Source organism: Microcystis sp. LE19-84.1B (genome assembly GCF_027531875.1).
Classification (GTDB): domain Bacteria; phylum Cyanobacteriota; class Cyanobacteriia; order Cyanobacteriales; family Microcystaceae; genus Microcystis; species Microcystis panniformis.
This window is the reverse complement of the sequence record NZ_JAPZSR010000255.1, coordinates 1-16,179: the sequence shown is the minus strand read 5'-3', so window position 1 is coordinate 16,179 and position 16,179 is coordinate 1. Positions and strand designations below refer to the sequence as shown.

General features: G+C 44.4%; 16 protein-coding genes and 1 pseudogene. 7 read left to right on the top strand and 10 right to left on the bottom strand.

All coding sequences use genetic code 11. The features are described 5' to 3' along the window. Positions 1–719, top strand: a pseudogene (locus O9324_RS15110) (IS1 family transposase); the annotation flags it as partial. A gap of 185 nt (positions 720–904) precedes the next feature. Here O9324_RS15110 and O9324_RS15105 read toward each other — a convergent pair. The 4 genes from O9324_RS15105 to O9324_RS15090 all read right to left on the bottom strand — a co-directional run bounded on the left by O9324_RS15105 (position 905) and on the right by O9324_RS15090 (position 3,597). Continuing rightward, positions 905–1,651, bottom strand: coding sequence for a hypothetical protein (locus O9324_RS15105; RefSeq protein ID WP_004159814.1), 747 nt, complete (start codon positions 1,649–1,651; stop codon positions 905–907). 438 nt (positions 1,652–2,089) lie between these two features. Next, complete coding sequence (locus O9324_RS15100; protein ID WP_002757707.1) at positions 2,090–2,407, bottom strand: hypothetical protein; 318 nt, start codon at positions 2,405–2,407, stop codon at positions 2,090–2,092. A 65-nt stretch (positions 2,408–2,472) separates the two neighbouring features. Next, complete coding sequence (locus O9324_RS15095; RefSeq protein WP_288140605.1) at positions 2,473–2,928, bottom strand: hypothetical protein; 456 nt, start codon at positions 2,926–2,928, stop codon at positions 2,473–2,475. 102 nt (positions 2,929–3,030) lie between these two features. Next, positions 3,031–3,597: a PEP-CTERM sorting domain-containing protein gene (locus tag O9324_RS15090; RefSeq protein WP_288140604.1), complete on the bottom strand. Its 567-nt coding sequence runs from the start codon at positions 3,595–3,597 to the stop codon at positions 3,031–3,033. A gap of 355 nt (positions 3,598–3,952) precedes the next feature. Between O9324_RS15090 and O9324_RS15085 the strand changes: the two genes are divergently transcribed. The 5 genes from O9324_RS15085 (at position 3,953) to O9324_RS15065 (ending at position 6,290) form a co-directional block, all read left to right on the top strand. Then, on the top strand, positions 3,953–4,684 hold the full coding sequence (locus O9324_RS15085; protein WP_288140603.1) for a DUF3782 domain-containing protein: 732 nt from the start codon (positions 3,953–3,955) through the stop codon (positions 4,682–4,684). A gap of 198 nt (positions 4,685–4,882) precedes the next feature. Continuing rightward, positions 4,883–5,125: a type II toxin-antitoxin system HicB family antitoxin gene (locus O9324_RS15080; protein ID WP_002787538.1), complete on the top strand. Its 243-nt coding sequence runs from the start codon at positions 4,883–4,885 to the stop codon at positions 5,123–5,125. 19 nt (positions 5,126–5,144) lie between these two features. Next, complete coding sequence (locus tag O9324_RS15075; protein WP_002787539.1) at positions 5,145–5,363, top strand: type II toxin-antitoxin system HicA family toxin; 219 nt, start codon at positions 5,145–5,147, stop codon at positions 5,361–5,363. An 89-nt stretch (positions 5,364–5,452) separates the two neighbouring features. Beyond that, positions 5,453–5,854 carry a hypothetical protein gene (locus O9324_RS15070; RefSeq protein ID WP_004159806.1) on the top strand — a complete coding sequence of 134 codons (402 nt, stop codon included), beginning with the start codon at positions 5,453–5,455 and terminating at the stop codon, positions 5,852–5,854. Next, entirely contained in the window at positions 5,847–6,290 is a 444-nt protein-coding gene (locus tag O9324_RS15065; RefSeq protein WP_004159805.1) for an HNH endonuclease, read from the top strand. Before O9324_RS15070 ends, O9324_RS15065 begins: the two co-directional genes overlap by 8 nt. Before the next feature lie 371 nt (positions 6,291–6,661). On the opposite strand, the gene O9324_RS15060 is transcribed toward O9324_RS15065, so the two are convergent. From O9324_RS15060 to bicA, 4 genes are all read right to left on the bottom strand, one after another. Continuing rightward, the gene (locus O9324_RS15060; protein WP_004159801.1) at positions 6,662–6,991 is read right to left on the bottom strand and encodes a DUF4926 domain-containing protein; all 330 of its coding nucleotides are present in this window, start codon (positions 6,989–6,991) and stop codon (positions 6,662–6,664) included. Then, positions 6,988–7,338 carry a DUF6883 domain-containing protein gene (locus O9324_RS15055; RefSeq protein WP_287629956.1) on the bottom strand — a complete coding sequence of 117 codons (351 nt, stop codon included), beginning with the start codon at positions 7,336–7,338 and terminating at the stop codon, positions 6,988–6,990. Before O9324_RS15055 ends, O9324_RS15060 begins: the two co-directional genes overlap by 4 nt. A gap of 797 nt (positions 7,339–8,135) precedes the next feature. Next, positions 8,136–9,551: a cation:proton antiporter gene (locus O9324_RS15050; protein ID WP_288140602.1), complete on the bottom strand. Its 1,416-nt coding sequence runs from the start codon at positions 9,549–9,551 to the stop codon at positions 8,136–8,138. A gap of 119 nt (positions 9,552–9,670) precedes the next feature. Further along, positions 9,671–11,365: a bicarbonate transporter BicA gene (gene bicA / locus O9324_RS15045; RefSeq protein ID WP_288116603.1), complete on the bottom strand. Its 1,695-nt coding sequence runs from the start codon at positions 11,363–11,365 to the stop codon at positions 9,671–9,673. Between the two features lie 302 nt (positions 11,366–11,667). Here bicA and O9324_RS15040 point away from each other — a divergent pair, with 302 nt between their 5' ends. Beyond that, positions 11,668–12,588 carry a LysR family transcriptional regulator gene (locus O9324_RS15040; RefSeq protein ID WP_288140601.1) on the top strand — a complete coding sequence of 307 codons (921 nt, stop codon included), beginning with the start codon at positions 11,668–11,670 and terminating at the stop codon, positions 12,586–12,588. A gap of 48 nt (positions 12,589–12,636) precedes the next feature. On the opposite strand, the gene ftsH4 is transcribed toward O9324_RS15040, so the two are convergent. Beyond that, a complete protein-coding gene (ftsH4, locus tag O9324_RS15035; protein WP_288140600.1) occupies positions 12,637–14,514 on the bottom strand; it encodes an ATP-dependent zinc metalloprotease FtsH4 in 1,878 nt (625 codons plus the stop codon). A gap of 77 nt (positions 14,515–14,591) precedes the next feature. Beyond that, complete coding sequence (locus tag O9324_RS15030) at positions 14,592–15,776, bottom strand: tetratricopeptide repeat protein (protein WP_288140599.1); 1,185 nt, start codon at positions 15,774–15,776, stop codon at positions 14,592–14,594. Positions 15,777–16,179 lie beyond the last annotated feature (403 nt).

Below are 16,179 nucleotides of genomic sequence, written 5' to 3'. Positions count from 1 at the left end.
AAAACCCAAACGTCAAGGTAAAGAATGTGGTCAACCGTTTGTGATCAATCCCACTAATAAAACCGTCTCTGACGAAACCAAACAATTAATTGATCAACTCTTGCTCGAACGAATTTCCTGACGAGGAATTGCTAGAGTAACTGGATTGAGTTGGTCATGGTTACAAAACTATGTCAACAATAAACTGGCGGCTGTCCCCCGTCAAATAAAGGTTTCGGACAAACCAAAAGGTAAATTGGTTATAGAATGTGATGAGATGTGGTCTTTGGTTTTTTCTAAGACGATAAAGGTCTATATTTGGCTTGCAATTGATAGAAAGACAAGGGAAATTATTGGTGGCTATGCGCGGAGATAGGAGTCGTCAATCAGCCAAAAAACTTTGGGGCCAGTTTACCCGGTGTTTACCGACAATGTGCGGTTGCTTACACAGACTTTTGGGAGTCCTATAAGACAGTAATTCCTAGTAAACGTCATCGACCAGTCGGAAAAGAAACTGGTCAAACCAATCCTATTGAAAGATTAAATAATACCTTTCGACAAAGGATTTCTCGGTTGGTGAGAGAGAGTCTATCTTTCTCTAAAAAAATGGAGAATCACGTTGGGGAACCCTTTGGTATTTTATCCCTGACTACAATGCACAGCAAAGCAAAGGATTAAGCCGCCATCACTACTACCGAATCACCACCTGGCTAAGTCTCTGGAATATTCAAGGGCGATAAATTTACAGGTGGAATCATACATTTTCAATTCAAATACAGGTCAAGCCTGACCTGTATTTGAACAAAATTAAACCCCTATCCCCAAAAATAACAAAAGGATGGGTAAAAACCCTCCTAAAGGCTAAGATGCACTGAAAACTATCCTCAATGGGGATTTTATCCTTGGCGCTTACGAAAAGCAGCACCTAACCCCCAAAAATGATCGCTTCAAAAATCTCGTAGCGTTCCTTGCCGATGCGAATAATATAGATATCGTCTTGTTTCGAGGCGCTAAACGCTCCAGGATCTGCCTGACTGGTATCTGCACCGATCGCTTTTCCCTTTTCAAAGAAAATGATACGCTTGCGACCATCGGGTTTGGTAACAGTGACATCCGCGCTACCGTTCCCCCGACGAGTGACACCAAAGGGACAAGATCCCGCCGGTTTTCCATCGCCCATCGAACAGGTAACATTACCCGTAGCATGGTAATTTGTCCCCGGTACTTTGGCATCGCTTTGGTTGTAATTATTGGAAATAAAGATTTTTAGGCGATAATTAGCCACTTCATTATTCCGCGCCGAGTTGCGAGTCAAACCCACTTGGATCGTGTAATCGCCGTTCGCCGGTAGGATTCCCTCGTGAGCATTACCGACATTGTTCCCGATAACCATCGCCGCGTCTTTGCCCGGGACTTTTCCCGGTGCGAAAATATTGAAAGAAGCACCCCCGTTATCACTCAAGAGGCTAACCGACATATTTTGTCCAGCATTGGCGCGAATTAGGTATTGAACGACTTGTTCTCCCTTGATTTTGCCTTGAATAGTGGTTCCTTCGGTTCCGGCTTTGAATTGCACCCGTTCTTTACGGATTTCGCCGAAAGCGTGGGAAGGTAGGATGACTGGGGTGGTGAGTAAGGTGGCCAGTAAAAAAGCGGAAAAGAGTTTACGCATGATTTAAGTTTTTTCCCAAGTTAATTAGATGTTTTACAGCGATCGCTAGATTTGTTGACAATTGTACTATAACGTCCGTCTAGTTTTTTTCCGAACGGGCTGATTTCGCTTTTTCTAGGGTGTCTTGACAGTTGATTTTGGCGAATTCTTCGATTTGTTCTGGTTTCAAATTAAAATCTGAACCCGCTCTTGCTTTAATTTGTTTTAAGAGTTGATCGGTTTCCGATTGGGTTAGTAAACCCGCTTGTTTTCCCGTTTCCGTGGCGACACAAACACCGTAGGTTACACCACCTGGAATCCGAGGGTTCCCAAGAATTTCCCTCCTAGAAACAATCCGATACCCGCACCGATAACACCCGTGGTAATAGCTATCAACAAGACATAAACGGGTTTCATGCTTTTTTGATCTCCTCCAATGAAGACTAAGTGAGCGTGTTATTACATAGCGCCTTCGTCCACTTTGGAATAGGGTAGGTTTTTGATAAATTTGACGATCTGGTTGCCGTTGCGGTTAAAGGAACATTGGAAGGTATTGACCATTTTATCCGTCTCGTAAGTGCCATTCACTGCGTGAGTGCCGTCGGTGCGTTGTCCTTCGTATTTGACAACGATATTACCCGGCGAGGTTTTATAAGCATTAGCGGCGCGAGATTTGCAGGCCGACAACATGGTAGCAGTATTCGCGGCATAAACTGGTAAAGTAGCGACGAGGGCGATTCCGGTGGCGATGGCGCTGAATTTTATAGACTCGAACATGATTGATTTTCTTACAGAGTAAGAGGGGCGATAATCTCTAGGATGCGTTCAGGATTTTTCGATAACTACCTAATCGTTACCGAGACGGTGAAAGGAACAGTATGATTGCCGTCTTTCGCTTCTCCCATGAGATAGACACGAATGGTATAGTCGCCATCTTTGGGGAGTTTGATTTTAGCCATGGCGTTGGGGCCTTGGGCAGAACTGTTATAAATCGCTACATTATTACTACCCGGCGGCAGGATATTAAAAAATACGCTATGCTTGTCTTCGGGGTTGCCTGTCCCATCATCGGCGAGAGAAACCATCAGGGTTTGACCTTTCCTCGCTCTTAAGACGAAATCTCGGTATTCACGCCCTGTAATCGTGCCATTGAGGGCGGCCATATCACTGCCCCGTTCAAAGTTCACTCTACCGGTTAACTGCGCTTGTAGAGGGGCGGTTAAACCCAAACCAAGGGATAAAGCGATCGCTACGGAAGCTAAAACGTTTCGAGGGGAAATAAGCGGAAAATGTTTCATATTTATTTTTCGGGAAAGATACTAGGGAGTGAAAACAATTTCGTCTCCCTAGTCGGGTAAATTGTCAAGGGGTTACGGAATTTTTAGCGGCGGAAAATCCTTTTATCCCTTGCGCTTGCGAGATAATGCCCCTAAAGCACCCACTGTTACTAAACCGAAGATAGTACCCGGTTCGGGAACGGAAGTAGCGCGAGTAAATGTCAGTGTTGAACTATTTGAGTCTAAAACTCCACTTGAAGCATCACCAACCCCGTTTGTACCGAATAGAGTTCCGAGAGCAGAATTTAATCCAAATGCATTTGGAGAACCCGTTACGAACAATTGACCACGAGCGAATTGAGTACCGGACAGAATGATATTACCACCCACAACATTAAAATCATTAGGACCCAGTGATGGGAATGTACCAATAACCGGTAGCGTGTATCCTAAAGCGGCAGGAGCGGAGGTGACGGAAAGAGCGGTAGCCGCGTATATCCCATCCGTGGTTAGTGCCGCGTCCGGCAACTCTATTGTCCCAGAAACTGTACCACTAACCGGGCCATCCACATTCGAGAAAGAAAAGCCAAAAGTAGCGGCGCTCGCACCAGATACAGGAGCGAGTAAAGATAGACCGATAAGGGCGACCCCACCACCGATCGATTTTTTGATAAGTGTTGATAATGTCATAGGTTTAAACTCCTCACAGAAAGGAATAAAGGTAAACAGTAGTCAGTTATAGGGGGAGTTTACGGAAAAGGTGATATCCGAAAATTCCTTATTTTTTTTGACCCCTTCCCGTTTTCTTAATACTTTTTTAAGAATTGGCTGAAGGCATTACCCTGAGAGGCTTGGAAAAATAGGAGTTCGGGCGATTCGGTTGAAGGGGCGCACCGCTACGCCGCTCCCTGCGGGCTCCCGCCTAAGCGTACAGGAGAGCGAAGATGAATGTTTCAGTGAATTAACACCTGTCCAAAAAATGACTGGTAATTTGGTAGTACAATTATAGTAATAAGTAAAATAAGGGGGATTAAAGTAAATAACTATGTCTCAACCGATTACCATCGAAGATATCTATAAACTTTTCGAGAAAACTAACGAAAAGTTTGAACAATCACGCCAAGAATACGATCGCCGGGCGGCCGAAGCCAAGGCCGAAGCCGATCGCCGGGCGGCCGAATATGATCGCCGGGCGGCCGAAGCCAAGGCTGAAGCCGATCGCCGGGCGGCCGAAGCATCGGCCGAATATGATCGACCAGCGGCCGAAGCCGATCGCCGGGCGGCCGAAGCCAAGGCCGAAGCCGATCGCCGTTTAGCACAGCTAGAGAAAACAGTGGCAAATACCAGTCGTGCGGTGGATAGTTTAACCACTCGCTGGGGAAGATTTGTCGAGGAATTAGTGGAACCTGCGGTTATTCGCCTATTTCGTGCGAAGGGTATCGATGTCAAAGAAACCTACAGTCGCGCTAGGGTAAAACGCCAAGGAATCGCCATGGAGATTGATATTTTAGCCGTCGATGAAACCGAGGTAGTTTTAGTCGAATGTAAGTCTCGTTTATCGAAAGATGATGTTAATGAATTTCTAGAAAAATTAAGTCGATTTAAAGAAGCATTTCCCCACTATAAGAACTATCAAGCTTATGGTGCAGTGGCAGGAATAGAAATAGATGAAGGAGTAGATCGTTATGCCTATAAACAAGGTTTATTTGTGATTAAACCATCGGGAGAAACAGTAGAAATAATTAATGATTCTGGCTTTGAGCCTAAGTTATGGTAAAAGAATGATGCTCCCATCATAATTTTTTTCCCCCCTTCCCGTTTTCTTAATACTTTCTTTAAGGATTGGCTGAAAGCATTGCCCTGAAAGGCTTTGAGAAACAGAGGATCGGGCGATTCGGTTGAAGGAGCGATCGCTCAAAGGGATAAATTACTATGTTATACTGGGAAAAAACGAAATAATCAATCAAAGAAAGCTATGATCCAAGAATATCTTAATAAAGCGATGGAAACAGCCCATTATGAACTTTTAGAGGATAATGAGGGATTTTATGGCAACATTCCCAATGCTCCGGGAGTTTGGGCAACCGGAGAAACCCTAGAAGCTTGTCGTCGGGAACTCTTAGAAGTCTTAGAAGAATGGATATTATTGGCAATTAAATTAGGTCATCAATTGCCAGAATTTGACGGTTTATCTTTAAAAATAGATTTAGTCGCCTAACATTTATCTAAGTTGAATCATGCCTTATTTTGGTGCAACTTCTCGTTCTAATTTAATTTCAGCTTTGCATAAAGCAGGATTTCAAGGTCCCTACACAGGGAAAAGACACCAATTTATGGAAAAAAATGGCTTAAGAGTCCGTCTTCCCAATCCTCATCAGTCAGATATTAGTATTAATTTACTCAGTAGAATTCTAAAACAAGCTCAAATTTCTAAAGATGAATGGGAGAAATTGTAACTAGAACTTATGCCATTCCCCTAGATGGGGGTGAAATAATGGGTATCATACATAATAAGAGACGATCTTCATGAAACAGGTCATAGAAAATGCCTACCATAAAAATTCAAGCCCAACTATCTAAAGAAGACTTACTAGAAGCCGTCGAACAGTTAAGCTTATCTGAATTAGAAGGTTTTTTTCAAGATATAATTGCGCTAAAAGCGAAACATCATGCCCCTAGTTTATCAAAAGATGAAACCGAATTATTATTAAAAATTAATCAAGGTCTTTCTCAAGATAATCAAGGCCGTTATCAACTTTTAATCAACAAGAGAAATGAAGAAAATTTAACAGAGCAAGAGTACCAAGAATTACTCAAATTGAGCGATCAAATGGAAATTCACCAAACACAACGTCTAGAATATCTAGCCCAATTAGCCCAATTACGTCAAATATCCCTAACGGATTTAATGACACAACTTAGCATCAAACCCATCGTTAATGACTGAAAATAAACTGACAACTCGACTCAAAGAAGTGGTTAAAGCGAGGGCAGATAATTGTTGTGAATATTGCTATTCTCAAGAAAAGTTTGCCACTCAAGGCTTCTCTGTCGAACATATTTATCCTCTGAGTAAAGGAGGTCACACTCATTTAGATAACTTAGCTTTAGCGTGCCAAGTATGCAACAATCATAAATATAATAAAACAGAAGGAACAGATCCCGTTAGTGGGGAAATAGTCTCTCTTTATAATCCCAGACAACAAAATTGGTCAGATCATTTTGCTTGGAGTAATGATTATACTTTGATTATTGGATTAACTTCTATCGGCAGAGTAACAGTAAAAATTTTGCGTTTGAACCGAAAAGGATTAGTTAATCTGCGTCAAATATTATACGCGATGGGAGAACATCCTCCTATTTTAAAAATGATATTTTCTTGATACTTTTTTAAGGATTGGCTGAAAGCATTACCCTGACAGGCTTAGAGAAATAGAGATTCGGGCGATTCGGTTGAAGGGGCGACTTGGTAAAATTGCAAGCATAGAGTACATCTACACCCCTGTATGTAGCCACACACCTGCTCAAATCCCTTCTTGCGCTCAAATAGGCTTCGATACTTAGATTCGATACTTAGAGAGGAATTGGTTCACTATTGGCAATATTATCGATAAGAGCAGCATTATGCCCAGTCTTTCTCGCTTTTCCTCTATTTTACACCCTTATTCCCTTTTTGACGAAAATTTGCCAAGTCGTGTATTAGAGATTTACTCAATTTTTGTACCCAGTAAGGGGGCAGAGCATACAGCACAGGTTATGGTCTTTTGTCAACGGGAAAGTCCAGTAAAGAGCGAGTGAAATCTAAAATTTTTTCTTGCTTTTCCTTGGGTAATTTATCAATTAAAGCTGTTAGCTTTTCTGTTAAAGATAACCACGTTTTGCTCTTAGCTTTCCAGGTGATAATAAATTGCTGCATTGGCAGAGGACAAAGGGCTATAGTTTCCCCTCGATCATTACTAAATTCAATTTCGTAACAACCATCATTGTAGTCTTCAACGATTGTCCCTTGTTCTCCCATTCTTAAGTTATATTCAGGCAAGTCAACTAATAATTCAACCAGGTCAAATAATTCGGGTTTAATCATGGTCTTTTTCTTACATATAAAGTTACTAATCTAGCTGTATCACTATCAGGCTCAACAATCCATACAGTCCTCGCTATTTCTTTTTGTCCTGGTTCAATTCCTGTAATTTCTAGATCGACTTGATAACGTTGTCCATGGATATCTGTACTTTGATAAACAGCTTTTGCTTCAAGAGCTTTGTCGGCAATTTGTACTAGGAGTGGCTCATAATTATCTTGAGTATATCCTAAGTGGCGTTGAAACATGAGGGCTTTATTTAATCCTTTTGGATTGTCTAAATTAAGAGCATATTGAGTTAATTTCCTAGAATCTATTTTGACTTTGTTGACAATATCTTTTAATTTCATTTATAATCACTACTACCGCTATTAAAGCTTAAAATTCCTTTCCTTGTCATTCAATCGCTGCCATTTTTCATCTGCTCTTAAATCGGGGTTAAGCTGTTGACTATCTAAATTACTCGTTAAGATTGCAGGGGAGCGCCAGAGTTGGGAGCAGGGAGAAGCAGTTTGAGCATTTGTACTAAAATTTCCCCTACGCAGTTTAAATTCAGTATAGCTTATAAGGTTTCAAGGATTGTCTTTGTCAATAAGGCTCCCTTGTTGCGGTGAATATTACGAGAGATATTGGGCTCTTCGTTACTTGGTATGATTCGATCAGGAGGTATAAATCGACTAAATCCTTATCTGGCAAGAGACTTAATTGATTAGCTCGTTCTAGATTGACAACAATTGGCAAAAATCGAAGCAATGTCTTTCTATATAAGGGTTTCATTCCTTATAACTCCCCTCCATTGCATAACACAAACCGAAGAACCTTAAAAACTCACATCTGATAACTGATAACTTACCCACTGATAACTGATAACTGATAACTGATAACTGATAACTGAGAGGTGCGCCACTGGAAGTTCTTAAGTGTTATATCAAAGATCAAGAAAAGCCGTCGTTTCACGACGGGGTTTTAAACCCAAATTTTTGATAAATCCCGCAACTATCCTCATTTCAGGGAGCGGTTAGGGGACAGTCAAGATTAAATGGCGATGCCAATTTTGGCACGCCACTGTTTCCTGACCAGTGATCAACGACAAAAAAGGCTGAAAATGCTTCAGCCTCGTCTAAAAAATCAGATTTTACCATCAAAATTAAGGAATAGGATTGGCCCGCTCCTTGCTTTCTAGGGTTTCGGCAACAGCTTCCGTCTTACCAAAAGCAATTCTGAGGAAGGGAGGAGCGAGGAAAGTGGTCAAGATTACCATAATAATAATCGACACCTCCAAAGGCTTATCCAAAATTCCGCTGGCCGAGCCAATCCCAGCAAAAACTAAACCCACCTCACCCCGGGGAATCATACCCACACCGATGGCGAGGCGATTGATGCCGGATATACCAAAAACTGCCCAGCCCGTCACCAGTTTACCGATGATCGCCACAACCATCAAAAAGACAGCGATCAAAAGTCCGGCCCGATTCTCCGGCACCGTTGGGTTTAACACACCGAGATCGGCACGCGCTCCCACCGTCACAAAGAAAATCGGTACAAGCAAATCGGCGATCGGTTTAATTAACTCATCCAACTCGTTGCGGGTATCAGTTTCATCAAGCACCAAACCCGCAGCAAAGGCCCCTAAAATCGCTTCCAGATGAATAGCGTTACCCAAAAATGCCATAAAGAAAGCGAAGACAAATGCGGGAATAACAATATTTCCCCTCGTTTTCAGCCGCTCCACGATCGCCACAAAACTTTTGTTAAAAATACCTCCCAACAAAATTGATCCGATCAAAAAGGCCGTAGCGCTGACAATCAGATAAATAACATTGGTCACATCAATCTCACCGGTTTTGGCTAAACTAGCGACCACAGCCAGAACAATAATACCGAGGACATCATCGATCACCGCCGCACCGACAATAATTTGCCCTTCTTTGGATTTGAGTTGACCTAACTCTGACAACACTTTCGAGGTAATACCGATACTGGTTGCTGTCAAGGCTGCCCCCGCAAAAATCGCCGGGATAGCCGCCACATGAAAGACGAGCATTAACCCGGCTGTACCTGCCGCAAAAGGTGCCGCAACCCCCACACAGGCCACAACCGTGGCTTGAATTCCCACTTCCTTGAGTTGTCGCAGATCGGATTCTAGGCCAATTTCAAACAGCAGAATAATCACACCGATTTCAGCTAGAACCGAAATCACTTCACTTTGGGACTCAAAGATTCGCTCTACGGCAGCCGGGGCCAATTGATTCAATCCTTGCAGTACCGTCATAATCAGCGAGTCCGAGGCCGATAGTCCCCCTTCGGGAAAGATGACCAGATGCAGTGCCGAAACGCCGACGATCACACCGGCCACCAGTTCTCCCAGTACGGGCGGAAAATCCAATCGTCTGGCGGCCTCCGCTCCGAGCTTGCTGGCCAGATAAATCACCACCAGCGTCAGCAATACGCCAGAGAGAATAATCGGTGAATCCTCGGCCACAACGGTGGCGAGCAAGGGGAGCGGAGCCATGGGAGCCGCTATCTCCCCGATCGAAGGAGGCAGAATAGGGGACAAAATCATGAGTTTAAAGGGATGAGGGTTAAAGGTTTTAGGTGGTCATAAAACTGGAGGATAGGAAAAAGAGCCACCGCTCAAGGACAGTCAAGCTGGGGATGGGGTTGCCCGGATCAAGACAAGCATTAGTTGTTTAGTTGATTAACCTCAAAATCCTCCGGTTCTTGGTGAGGATGGGTCTTGACAAAAGTTACCGCTTGTTGTAGGGCGATGGTTCTGTCCATTAGCACATGATCGGGGGGGAGTTGGGCTAAAATGCCAAGACGTTCCAAACGATGCTGGATTTTGCTGGTGGCACCAACGATAAAGACTTGTAAACCTTTATCGATCGCATCTTTAATCGCATTTTCGATCGCTAAAGAAGCTGTCACCCCTAACAAAGGCACATCACTCAAGTCCAAGATTAAAACATCCGCTTCCTTCATGGCTGTGTGTTCTCTGGCGATCGCTTTCGAGACTCCAAAGATCATCGGACCACTGAGATAAAATAGGATGATGCGACCGTTAGCTTGGTTGAGTAACCGTTTTTCTTCTGGACTTAGGAGAATCTCGTCATCGTTATCGGTGATTGTTTTCACTTCCTGCGCTTGCAGTTCACTGAGGCGATCGATGGTGAGAATATTAGCAATAAAGACCCCCACACCCACAGCAACGATCAGATCGACGAATACTGTTAATAACAGCACACCGTACATGATTAGCGTCCCTTTCAGAGAAATCTTGTGGGAGCGTTTCAGGAAACTCCAGTCGAGAATATCGATCCCCACTTTTAGGGCAATCCCCGCTAATACTGCCATGGGGATACTCTTAGTTAAACCGGCGGCCCAGAGAACGACGACTAATAAAATTAAAGCGCGAGTAATGCCAGAAAGGGCAGTGGTCGCACCGGTTTGAATATTGACGACAGTTCCCATCGTAGCCCCGGCGCCGGGTAAACCGCCACAGATTCCTGATACTAAGTTACCAATACCTTGACCAATCAATTCTTTATTCGATTTGTGTTCGGTACGGGTTAAACTATCGGCAATTACCGCCGTTAATAGGGTATCAATACAACCCAACATCCCTAAAACTGCCCCATCCACCAACATCGTGATCATTTGGGCAGCACTAAAGGTGGGCATTTGCAGGGTGGGTAAACCCACGGGAATATCCCCAATCCGGCGAATTTCAGCACCTTGGAAGAAAAACAGCGAAATCAGAGTTCCTATCACCAAAGCTAATAACTGAGGGGGGACAAAACGCTTGAATTTCGAGGGCATCAGGAAGATGATCGCCAAGGTGATCGCCCCCAGAATGGCTTCAGGGGGATTGATATTAGAGAGTAGTTCCGGGATTTTCTGTACTGTGCCTAAAACCCCTCCTTTGGGAGCGGCTTGCCCTAAAAATGGCGGAATTTGCAGAATAATCAGGATTACCCCGATCCCAGACATAAAGCCAGAAATAACGCTATAGGGCATCAGGGTAATGTATTTACCCATTTTGAAGATACCGAACAGAATCTGGAAAATGCCCGCTAACATGACTACCGTAAAGGCCATGGGTAGGCCTAATTCGGGATTTTTGGCGGTTAAACTGGCCACGATCGCCGTCATTACTACCGTCATCGGCCCCGTTGGTTCCGAAATTAACGTGGGGGTGCCACCAAAAAGGGCAGCAAAAAAACCCACACAGACAGCACCGTACAAACCAGCGATCGCTCCAGCCCCAGAAGCTACACCGAAAGCGAGAGCTAGAGGGAGAGAAACGATGGCAGCTGTGAGACCACCGAATATATCGCCCCGCAAATTGTCAAAATGAATACGATTGGTTATTTCCATGAGAATCCAACTGAGCAAAGGGTTTTTTGCCATAACAAAACTGGCGGTTGAGAGACCAGCCTTGATAGACAAAAGTTTATGGTTTTTAAAGATCGATTGTTATAAATCTATACTAGAACGGATATCTTGACAAGCAAATTTTATAAATTGAGTTTAAATCGATATATCTTTACAAAAGTATTGATTTAAACCTATGATATAAGCGGGGTGGGGAGGTTTTTACTCGTTCCCCTCCATTCCTGCTTCTGTTTAGCAAAGCTCCTCAAGGCAGTAACAGAAGTGTAGCTCTCTAGAGGCCTCTCTTGATTCACGCCACTTTACATCAACTGATTGTCTTTGAAGCGACCGCTCGTCATGGCAGTTTCACCAGGGCTGCTGAAGAACTATCGATCACCCAACCCACCGTTTCTACCCAGATGAAACAACTGACTAAAGCAGTGGGTTTACCCTTATTTGAACAGATAGGCAAACGTTTGTATTTAACCGAGGCTGGACGCAGTTTATTAGTCACCTGTCAGGCAGTCCTCAAGGATATTGATAACTTTGAGATGGCGATCGCTGACATCAAGGGCATTAAACAGGGTAAACTGCGTTTAGCGGCGGTATCCACAGCCCAATATTTAATCCCTCAGATCCTAGGTCCTTTTTGTCAACAGTACCAAGGGGTGGATGTGTCCCTAGAATTGACCAATCACCAAGACCTAGAAACAAGGATCACCAATAATGTCGATGACCTATATATTTTAAGCGAACCCCCCCAAGATCTAAACCTGGAGATTCAACCGTTTCTGGAAAATCCCCTCGTGGTTATTGCTCGCAAAGATCACCCCCTAGCGGGACAGAAAAAAATTCCAATTAAACGACTGCAAGGGGAACCTTTTATTATGCGGGAAATGGGATCGGGAATTAGACGGGCAGTACAGCAAATTTTTCTCGACCATGGCATCACTGTATCTCTGCGTTTGGAAATCGGCAATAATGAAGCTATTAAACAAGCAATCGCTGGTGGTTTAGGAATTTCAGTTCTGTCTCAGCACGTCTTAAATTTAGATCATCCCAATGGGGAATTTACCATCCTTGACGTGCAAGATTTTCCCATCCAACGCCATTGGTATGTGGTTTATCCCAAGGATAAAAAACTATCGGTGATCGCCAAGACTTTTCTGGATTATCTCCTCAATATTCAGCCCCAATCCCTCTTAAAGGTCAAAATTTCTAGATGAGAAACCCCATCTTTGTTGAAGATGGGGTAAGGTAAAAATCAAATCAATCTAAACAGTAACAGGTTCTCGATCGAGGGGTTTAACGCGATCGAGCAGTGCTTGCAACTGTTCCCCTTCAATCACCTCTTTACTGAGGATTTCTTGGGCAATTTCTTCGAGTAAATCGCGATTTTGAGCAAGGATATCCAGGGCCTGCTGATGACCATTTTCGACAATCTCTTTCACTTCATTATCGATCGCTTTGGCCGTATCATCGCTTACCAAGCGCCGGGGATTCATCATACCATCTCCCAGAAAACTATTCTGTTGACCTTTTTCGTAGGCCAGGGGACCTAAGGTCTTACTCATACCATAGGTTGTCACCATGCGTTCGGCCAAATCCGTCGCCCGCTGCAGGTCATTAGCCGCCCCAGTAGTAATACTACCAAAGATAATCTCCTCGGCAGCCCGACCACCCAAAAGAGTAGCAATTTGGTCGCGTAATTCCGTATCATCCATAAGGAAACGGTCTTCCGTGGGCATTTGCAGGGTATAACCGAGGGCTGCCATGCCGCGAGGCACGATCGAAATCTTAGCAACTTTACCACCTCCCGGCATAACTGCACCGACGAGAGCGTGACCAACTTCGTGATAAGCGACGATTTTCTTCTCTTTTTCCGAGAGAACCCGGCTTTTCTTCTCTAAACCCGCCACTACCCGCTCGATTGCCTCATTAAAGTCCTCTTGAGCGACGGTGCTGCGTTGATTGCGGGCTGCCAATAAAGCGGCCTCATTGACTAGATTAGCTAAGTCAGCACCAGCAAAACCGGGGGTGCGGGTAGCAATCTGTTTTAAATCCACATCTGAGCCTAATTTTACCTTACCTGCGTAGATTTCGAGGATTTTTAAGCGTCCAGCCAGATCGGGGCGATCAACTAACACTTGGCGATCAAAACGGCCAGGACGTAAAAGGGCGGGATCAAGAGTTTCTGGGCGATTAGTAGCGGCCAGCACGATTACCGTCGCATCACCAGCGTTAAAACCGTCCATTTCCGTCAATAATTGGTTTAAAGTCTGTTCCCGTTCATCGTTACCCCCCATAAAATTACCGTTAGCGCGAGATTTACCGATCGCGTCTAATTCATCGATAAAAATAATACAGGGGGCTTTTTTCTTGGCCTGTTCAAACAGATCCCGCACTCGGGCTGCACCCGCACCGACAAAGAGTTCCACGAATTCCGAACCTGAGATACTAAAGAAAGGAACTCCCGCTTCTCCCGCGACTGCTTTTGCCAGCAGGGTTTTCCCTGTCCCCGGCGGACCGACTAGGAGGACACCCTTGGGAATCCGCGCCCCGATTTGAATGTAACGTTGGGGATATTTGAGAAATTCGACGATTTCGGCCAATTCGGTTTTCGCTTCTTCCACACCGGCCACATCTTTAAAAGTAGTTTTGGTGGTGTCTCCTTCCACATAGACTTTAGCGCGACTTTTGGTAATCGATAAAGCCCCGGCTGGACCACCGCCACCGCTGCGAGCGAGGAAAAATTGCCAAATACCGACAAAAATCAGGGGAGGAATCACCCAACTAAGAACACTACCAATCCAGCCATTTTTTGGCGGTGGTGCGGCGGCGAATTCTACGCCCTTAACTTCTAGACGTTTGGGCAATTCTAGGTCAAAAATCGGTGTAGTGCTGAAAATTCGTCCGTAGTTGCCCTCTTGGTCGTTTTTAAGCTGATAACGAATCTCATTCTGTCCCACGGATACCCTAGCGACGTTACCATCTTCCACTTGGTCGATAAAAAGACTATAGGGAACTTTGGGGACGCTAGGGCCAAATAATTGCGGGAAAAGAAGGTTAACAATCAGAAATAAGCCGCCTACGGCTAATAAAACATTACCGATCAGGCGAGATTGTGAAGGAGGTTTGCTTTTTATACTCATTGCTGGGCCTGATTGATTAAAATTAGTCTCTATCCTCTCCTCATTGTAGGCTGTTGACTGCTCAAGTTCAGATTGAATCAGGCGGGGGGATTACCGTCGTCTTCGGGCGGTTTTTGCCCTAGTAAAGCCTCTAGACGGGTTTGGGCAAGCTCAAAATCCGGCGCAATCCCTAAAGCTTTTTGATAACAGGCGATCGCTGCTTGGGTTTCGCCTAAATTTTCTAGGGTACTGCCGCGATTGTACCAAGCTTGATAAAAATTATCGTCCGCTTCTAGCACCTGTTGCCAACATTCTAAAGCCTCTTGCCAACGTTGCAGTCCGTATAGGGCGCTGCCTCTAGCGTTAATGATTTGGTGATCGTTGGGGGTGATTTCTAGGGCGCGATCATAACTATTTAACGCTTCTTCGTAGTTACCGACCATGGCTAAGGCACTACCACGATTATGCCAGGCCGAGGCTAATTGGGGATCGATCTTCAAGGCCTGTTCCCAATCAGCGATCGCATTTGACCAATTGCCTAAATTTGCCTGTTCTAAGCCCTGATTAAACCAATCTTCGGCAGTTTCAGGGTTTTTACCTTCCTGGGGGGAAAATTGAGCGATCAGACTATCAATAATGCTTTCTGCGTCCTTATTTTCGATGCCCAATTGTTCGGCGATTTGGCCCGCTAGGGTAGGATCGTTTTGCAGACGGTTAAATAATTCATCGAGGGTGAGGGTTTCTAATTGGGGATTTTCTGGGTCATTACCGTTAAAATCGCTAGTTTCACCCGAATATAAGAGATTTTCTGGGGGTTGCGGCAGGGAATAACTGCCCGGCACCTCATCTTCGCCGGCGTATTCCCAGATTAAAGTGGCAGTTTCTTTGGTGTAGAGTTGATAACCGATTTCGTAGGAAGCTTCACCAATACGTTCAATCCCGGGAAAAGCGCGAGCTAATTCTCCTAAACGGATCATTCTGGTGGCGAGAAGTTGATTAAGGGAAGCGGAGGATTGCAGACGGGTTCCAAAACGCTCTAACCATTCTACCCAATCTTTTTGCCGACCTCGATCGCCCAATTTCTCAAAAAATCTCAGAATTCTGCCTTCGTGCCAACCGTGGGACACTCCATCGAGTAACTGCATATAGAGAAACTCGTAGTCTGTATCGGTTAGGGGAACAGATTCGATCGCTTGTACTCTCCCCTTTCCCCCTTGTCCCCCCAAAAGTCGGGTAAAAAAGTTTTTGATCGCACGCCAAAGTTTTCTTAAAAGTCCCTGCATTCTAATCTCGACACTGGTTTTATTAATCTTGCAAGCATCACCCAATTAGTCTAGCAGTTATCAGCTCCTGAAGGACGCTACGCGCCCTAAAAAGAAAAAGAGAAACTAGGGACAAGCCCTGATCTTCTAAATCTGGAAGTATCCTGAACTCAAACCGGAGTAACAATGGTGTCATGAGACCCGATTATCAGCAAAGGTCCCTAGGAAAGAGGAAAAAAGAATTGGCGAGACGAGGATTAACTCGTGGGTAATGATTCGGTAATAGTGCCGTAGCCCTCTTGCTTACCTGGTATGAATTGTGTCAAATATTTATTAATAAAAATAATTGGAACCCGCTCAGTCTTTAAACCTCTAGCTTGCTCATGACTTTTCTGATAAATATCTTTTTCTGGCTCCTGTCTGG

Coding starts and splice junctions, on each gene's coding strand:
- O9324_RS15105 (WP_004159814.1), bottom strand. CDS start 1,651: ATGCGTAAACTCTTTTCCGCTTTTTTACTGGCCACCTTACTCACCACC.
- O9324_RS15100 (WP_002757707.1), bottom strand. CDS start 2,407: ATGTTCGAGTCTATAAAATTCAGCGCCATCGCCACCGGAATCGCCCTC.
- O9324_RS15095 (WP_288140605.1), bottom strand. CDS start 2,928: ATGAAACATTTTCCGCTTATTTCCCCTCGAAACGTTTTAGCTTCCGTA.
- O9324_RS15090 (WP_288140604.1), bottom strand. CDS start 3,597: ATGACATTATCAACACTTATCAAAAAATCGATCGGTGGTGGGGTCGCC.
- O9324_RS15085 (WP_288140603.1), top strand. CDS start 3,953: ATGTCTCAACCGATTACCATCGAAGATATCTATAAACTTTTCGAGAAA.
- O9324_RS15080 (WP_002787538.1), top strand. CDS start 4,883: ATGATCCAAGAATATCTTAATAAAGCGATGGAAACAGCCCATTATGAA.
- O9324_RS15075 (WP_002787539.1), top strand. CDS start 5,145: ATGCCTTATTTTGGTGCAACTTCTCGTTCTAATTTAATTTCAGCTTTG.
- O9324_RS15070 (WP_004159806.1), top strand. CDS start 5,453: ATGCCTACCATAAAAATTCAAGCCCAACTATCTAAAGAAGACTTACTA.
- O9324_RS15065 (WP_004159805.1), top strand. CDS start 5,847: ATGACTGAAAATAAACTGACAACTCGACTCAAAGAAGTGGTTAAAGCG.
- O9324_RS15060 (WP_004159801.1), bottom strand. CDS start 6,991: ATGATTAAACCCGAATTATTTGACCTGGTTGAATTATTAGTTGACTTG.
- O9324_RS15055 (WP_287629956.1), bottom strand. CDS start 7,338: ATGAAATTAAAAGATATTGTCAACAAAGTCAAAATAGATTCTAGGAAA.
- O9324_RS15050 (WP_288140602.1), bottom strand. CDS start 9,551: ATGATTTTGTCCCCTATTCTGCCTCCTTCGATCGGGGAGATAGCGGCT.
- bicA (WP_288116603.1), bottom strand. CDS start 11,365: ATGGAAATAACCAATCGTATTCATTTTGACAATTTGCGGGGCGATATA.
- ftsH4 (WP_288140600.1), bottom strand. CDS start 14,514: ATGAGTATAAAAAGCAAACCTCCTTCACAATCTCGCCTGATCGGTAAT.
- O9324_RS15030 (WP_288140599.1), bottom strand. CDS start 15,776: ATGCAGGGACTTTTAAGAAAACTTTGGCGTGCGATCAAAAACTTTTTT.